Source organism: Magnetococcales bacterium, from assembly GCA_015231925.1.
In the GTDB taxonomy this organism is placed as follows: Bacteria; Pseudomonadota; Magnetococcia; order Magnetococcales; family JADGAQ01; genus JADGAQ01.
The window spans coordinates 1-5,346 of record JADGAQ010000236.1 but is presented as its reverse complement, the minus strand read 5'-3'; the positions used below and the strand labels follow the sequence as shown (position 1 = coordinate 5,346).

The following is a 5,346-nucleotide window of genomic DNA, read 5'->3' as shown; positions in this document are numbered from 1 at the left end:
TTTAATATGTTGCCTTTAAGTATCAAAAAAAGGAAATGTTTTGACGTGGTCCTTTGGCCTTTGGCCTTTGGCCTTTAGCCTTTAGCCTTTAGCCTTTAGCCTTTAGCCTTTAGCCTCTGGCCTTTGACCTGGCCTTTCGCGGGTCGAAGCCCAAAAGAGAGCCGCCCAAGCCTGATCCTGCACCGAACGTCAAGAGAGCTTCGACCCGCCGGAGGGGGCCAGGGGAGGGTCTCATCCTCCCCATCTTTAAACCTGCCGCCCGGACGGAAGCCGGGGAATTTTGCAGAGAAGCAGCCAATGCGTCATGGGAGCCATCTGCCTTTTAATATGTTGCCTTTAAGTATCAAAAAAAGGAAATGTTTTGACGTGGTCCTTTAGCCTTTGGCCTTTAGCCTCTGGCCTTTGACCTGGCCTTTCGCGGGTCGAAGCCCAAAAGAGAGCCGCCCAAGCCTGATCCTGCACCGAACGTCAAGAGAGCTTCGACCCGCCGGAGGGGGCCAGGGGAGGGTCTCATCCTCCCCATCTTTAAACCTGCCGCCCGGACGGAAGCCGGGGAATTTTGCAGAGAAGCAGCCAATGCGTCATGGGAGCCATCTGCCTTTTAATATGTTGCCTTTAAGTATCAAAAAAAGGAAATGTTTTGACGTGGTCCTTTAGCCTTTGGCCTTTAGCCTTTAGCCTTTAGCCTCTGGCCTTTGACCTGGCCTTTCGCGGGTCGAAGCCCAAAAGAGAGCCGCCCAAGCCTGATCCTGCACCGAACGTCAAGAGAGCTTCGACCCGCCGGAGGGGGCCAGGGGAGGGTCTCATCCTCCCCATCTTTAAACCTGCCGCCCGGACAAAAGCCTGGGTTTTCCCGAGACAAAAAGCCTGTGACTTTCTCGTCCCCTGTGTGATTGTCTCCGAACGTGGGCTTTCGGATCGGGGCTTGAATGAGCGCGGGATCTCCGGGGCGGCTAAAAAGGATGGGGAGGATGAATCCCTCCCCTGGCCCCCTCCGGCGGGTCGAAGCATTCTTGTGGTTCGGTGCGGGATCAGGCTTGGGGGGCTTTCTTTTGGGCTTCGACCCGCTGAAGGCCAGGTCAAAGGCCAAAGGCTAAAGGACCACGTCAAAACATTTCCTTTTTTTGATACTTAAAGGCAAAATATTAAAAGGCAGACCGGGCTCTTTCAGCCTGCCCCGCCTGCCCGGTATCCATTCGGATCAAACTCCACCTGCCCGAACCCCGCCGCCAATATCCCCACCCTCACCTTCTCCTGCAACCCCTCCTCCTGCCACCGCGCCAACTCCTCCACCCCTACCTCCACCCGCGCCAACTCCCCATGATACCGCACCCGATACTGATAAAACCCCTCCCCACGCAATACCGCCTCCGCCGCCTCCACCCGCGCCAAACCCTCCGCCGTGATGGGCACCAAACGCGGAAACCGCGACGACAAACAGGCAAACGCCGCCTTCTCCGCCGTCGGCAAACCCAACCCCCGCGACAACTCCCTTACCATCCCCTTGCCCAAACCCGCCTCCAGCAACGGCGCCCGTATGCCCCGCTCCTCCGCCGCCACCATCCCCGGTCGAAACTCCTCCAAATCATCCTGATTGGCCCCATACGCCACCTGCCACCGCTCCGGAGCCTTCAACCGCATGATCAACTCATACGCACACAAATCAAACAAGGCATGCTTGCAATGATAACAACGGTCCATGTCGTTGGCCGCATACTCGGGCTTCTCCATCTCCGCCGACTCCCGCAACCGATGCTCCACACCCATCGCCTCGGCCAGCGATTGCGCCTCCTGCAACTCATGCCGCGATAAACTCGGCGACGTGGCCGTCAACGCCACCACCCGATCCGCCCCCAATACCACCACCGCCGACGCCAACAAACACGTCGAATCCACCCCGCCGGAAAAGGCCACCAGCAGATGATCAAAACCACTCAAGATCTCGAACAGACGCGGATATGCCGCTACCGCCAATCGCGAGGAGGAACTGCTCAGGGAAATGGTCACGCCACACCAGAACATCGAAAAGTTGATAGAACCCGCCACCCCCGCCATGCTACTTGCAGACGCGCCGTCCCGCAATCCTTTCCGCCCCGCGAACCCATAATCCGCCCGAGGTGAAGCCGGAGGTGAAAATATCGGTTCCGGCATACGGGGGATCGGGGGGATTATCCCCCCGAACCCCCGTATACCTGAACAGATCCGGCGAACGGTATAATCCGGGATTTTGTCCCTTCACCTGCCGGAAAGTCCATGGCATTTTTCAGCCGGCATGGCAAACGCCGAAAGAATGGATTAGTCTGCCAATGCCTTGCCAGGCCCTATCGAAAAATGCGCACGGAGAGCCGTCACATGGAAAAGAAACCCGTTGGAGACAATATCTATACCGGCAACGCCGACTGGAGCTTCGGCGGCAACGTGGCCAAAACCTTCGACAGCCATGTCTCCCGATCCGTGCCCCTCTACGATGAAGGACACCAACTCATCGCCCAGGTCTCCGACTTCCTCCTCCAGGACCAGTCGGTCTGCTACGACCTCGGTTGCTCCACCGGATCCCTGATCCAACGCCTCAACCAGCGCGTCGGCAACCGCCGCGTCCGCTTCATCGGCGTCGATTGCGAAGAACCCATGATCGACAAAGCACGCGAACGCTGCGAAAACCTGCCCAACGTCTCCCTGGTCTGCTCCGACCTCATGGACCTCGAATTCGAAAAAGCCGACCTCATCATCTGTTACTATACCATGCAGTTCGTCCGCGCCCGCAATCGCCAGCTGCTCTTCTCCCGCATCTACGAAGCCCTCAACTGGGGCGGCGGCTTCCTCCTCTTCGAAAAGGTCCGCGCCCCAGACGCCCGCTTCCAGGATATGATGTCCGCCATCTACACCGATTTCAAAATCGAACAGGGCTACTCCAACGAAGAGATCGTCGCCAAATCCCGCAGCCTCAAAGGTGTACTCGACCCCTTCTCCACCCAGGGCAACCTCGACCTCATCAAACGCGCCGGCTTCGTCGATTGCATGACCATCCTCAAATACGTCTGCTTCGAAGGCTTCCTCGCCATCAAATAAAGGCCGTTCGGTTTGAATTAAAAATCGATTGCCTTTGGCGTGGTTTCTTCCATAATGAGATTTTGTCCCAATAAAATACAAAAATTCAGTGTTATTAATGGAGGAATTCTCATGTCAATTCGGGTCAATGATCTCTCGATAAAGGCCAAACTTTTTCTGGGGTTTGGTGTGGTGGGGCTGTTGTTTCTGGGGGTGATCTGGCGATACCAGAGTGGCATGGACGGGGTTTCGCAGCGTTTCGAGACCTTGTTGCAGACTGCGGTGGCTCAGGAGATTCTGGCCGGCTCCATTCAGGTGGCTTTGCTGGAGGCACGGGAGGCGCAGGCCGGCTTTGTGGTGCAGCCGGACGGGGCGCTGGAGACTGCGGTGGCCAAAGAGGTGACCCGGGTGGGGGAGCTGGTGGGGCGTTTCGAGGCCATCGCCCAGGGGTCCGGTGATGACGATGGGGTCAAGATGGCCCAAAAGATCCGGGAGGGCATGGCTCAGTACGGCAAGGCTTTCCAGGATCTGGCCGCTGCCTGGAAGCGCAAGGGTTATCAGCCTGCCGAGGGTTTGCAGGGCGTGGCGCGCGGTGCGGCGCACACTCTGGAGAAGCAGTTGGAGGATTTCGATACCGACATGTTGCAGGTGATGTTCCTGGAGGCGCGTCGGGCCGAAAAGGATCTGAGGTTGCGTCGCGAGGCCAAATATGTCGAAAAACATGCCGAAATCATCAGCGAGTTCGGCAAGGAGGTCGAGGTCTCCCTGCTGGCTCCGGGCAGCAAGGCCAAACTGAAGGAACTGTTGGGGCCTTATCAGGCGGTGATGGCCCAGGTCGGGCAGGAGATTGCCGAAAAGAAGGCGGATGTCACTCCGGAGTTGGCCAAGCGCCTGAGCGAGACGGCTCATGGTATTGAAGCCTTCCTGAAAGCCCACTATGTGGGGGATTTGTGGCGCAACTACCTGATGGCCCGACGTCACGAGAAGGATTATCAACTGCGCGGCGATGCCAAGTATGTCAAGTCGCTGCAGGAGACGGTGACCGAAATGTTGGAGAGCGTGGCGGAGTCGGAGCTGGAGGAGTCGGTCAAGAAGACTCTGGCCGGGGTGTTGGAGAAGTATCGTGAGGCCTTTATGGGGCTGGTGAAGGAAGACGAGGTGATCCGTGTTCAGCGCAAGCAGATGGCGGAAAGCACTCAGCACATCAAGCAGCAGGTGGAGGAGGCGTTGCACCGTGCCGGCGAGAAAGAGCGTGCTCTGATGGCCGAAACCAGCAGTCGGGCGCGGAGCGATGCGCGTGGCGCCATGATTTTCGGGGTGATCGGTTTTCTGGTGGGTGTGGCGGTGGTGTGGCTTTTCAGCGGCTATCTGGTGGGGCTGGTCAATCGGCTGAACCTCTTCATTCACAATCTGGCGGAAGGCAATTTGAGTCGGGTTTGCACCATTGATTCGGGGGATGAGTTCGGCCGCATGTCGCGCAACCTCAATGAGGCGGTGGGGCGGTTGCGGGAGACTTTCCGCACGGTGCAGACGGCGGCATCGGGGGTGAAGGCGGGCAGTACGGAGTTGTCTTCGACCTCGTCGGCGATGGCGGACGGGGCTTCTTCCCAGGCGGCGTCCATTGAGGAGACCAGTTCCGCCATGGAGCAGATGAGCAGCAACATCACGCAGAACACCGAGAATGCCCGTTTGACTGAGGGCATTTCGCGGCAGGCGTCGCAGGATGCGGTGGCGGGGGGGCAGGCGGTATCGAACGCGGTGGTGGCCATGCGGGAGATTGCCGGCAAGATTTCCGTCATTGAGGAGATTTCGCGGCAGACCAATCTGTTGGCGCTCAATGCGGCCATTGAGGCGGCGCGGGCCGGGGAGCATGGCAAGGGGTTCGCGGTGGTGGCGGCGGAGGTTCGCAAGTTGGCGGAGCGTTCCCAGACTGCGGCGGGGGAGATCGGGCAGTTGTCGGCTTCCAGTGTGGAGGTGGCGGAGCAGGCGGGGGCGATTATCGACAAGCTGGTGCCGGATATTCAGAAGACGGCGGCTTTGGTTGCCGAGATTGCCAGTGCCTCTCGTGAGCAGAGTCAGGGGGTGGGGCAGATCAATCAGGCGATTCAGACTTTGGATCGGGTGATTCAGCAGAATGCGGGGGCTTCGGAAGAGATGGCGGCGACGGCGGAGGAGTTGAGTGCCAATGCCAATGTGTTGGCGGATGCGGTGAGTTTCTTCAAGGTGTAGGGGTGTGAGAAAGTAATACGGGGGTCCGGGGGGGATTATCCCCCCCGGCGGGGTCTGGGGCGGAGCCCC

3 protein-coding genes are annotated in these 5,346 nt (G+C 58.7%); 2 read left to right on the top strand and 1 reads right to left on the bottom strand.

Annotated elements, in window-relative coordinates; genetic code table 11:
• Positions 1-1,167: 1,167 nt before the first annotated feature.
• Positions 1,168-2,007, bottom strand: coding sequence for an ATP-dependent sacrificial sulfur transferase LarE (gene larE / locus HQL56_17835; protein ID MBF0311381.1), 840 nt, complete (start codon positions 2,005-2,007; stop codon positions 1,168-1,170).
• A 324-nt stretch (positions 2,008-2,331) separates the two neighbouring features.
• Here larE and HQL56_17830 point away from each other — a divergent pair, with 324 nt between their 5' ends.
• On the top strand, positions 2,332-3,069 hold the full coding sequence (locus HQL56_17830; GenBank protein MBF0311380.1) for a methyltransferase domain-containing protein: 738 nt from the start codon (positions 2,332-2,334) through the stop codon (positions 3,067-3,069).
• Positions 3,070-4,095: 1,026 nt separating this feature from the next.
• On the top strand, positions 4,096-5,277 hold the full coding sequence (locus HQL56_17825) for a hypothetical protein (GenBank protein ID MBF0311379.1): 1,182 nt from the start codon (positions 4,096-4,098) through the stop codon (positions 5,275-5,277).
• Positions 5,278-5,346 lie beyond the last annotated feature (69 nt).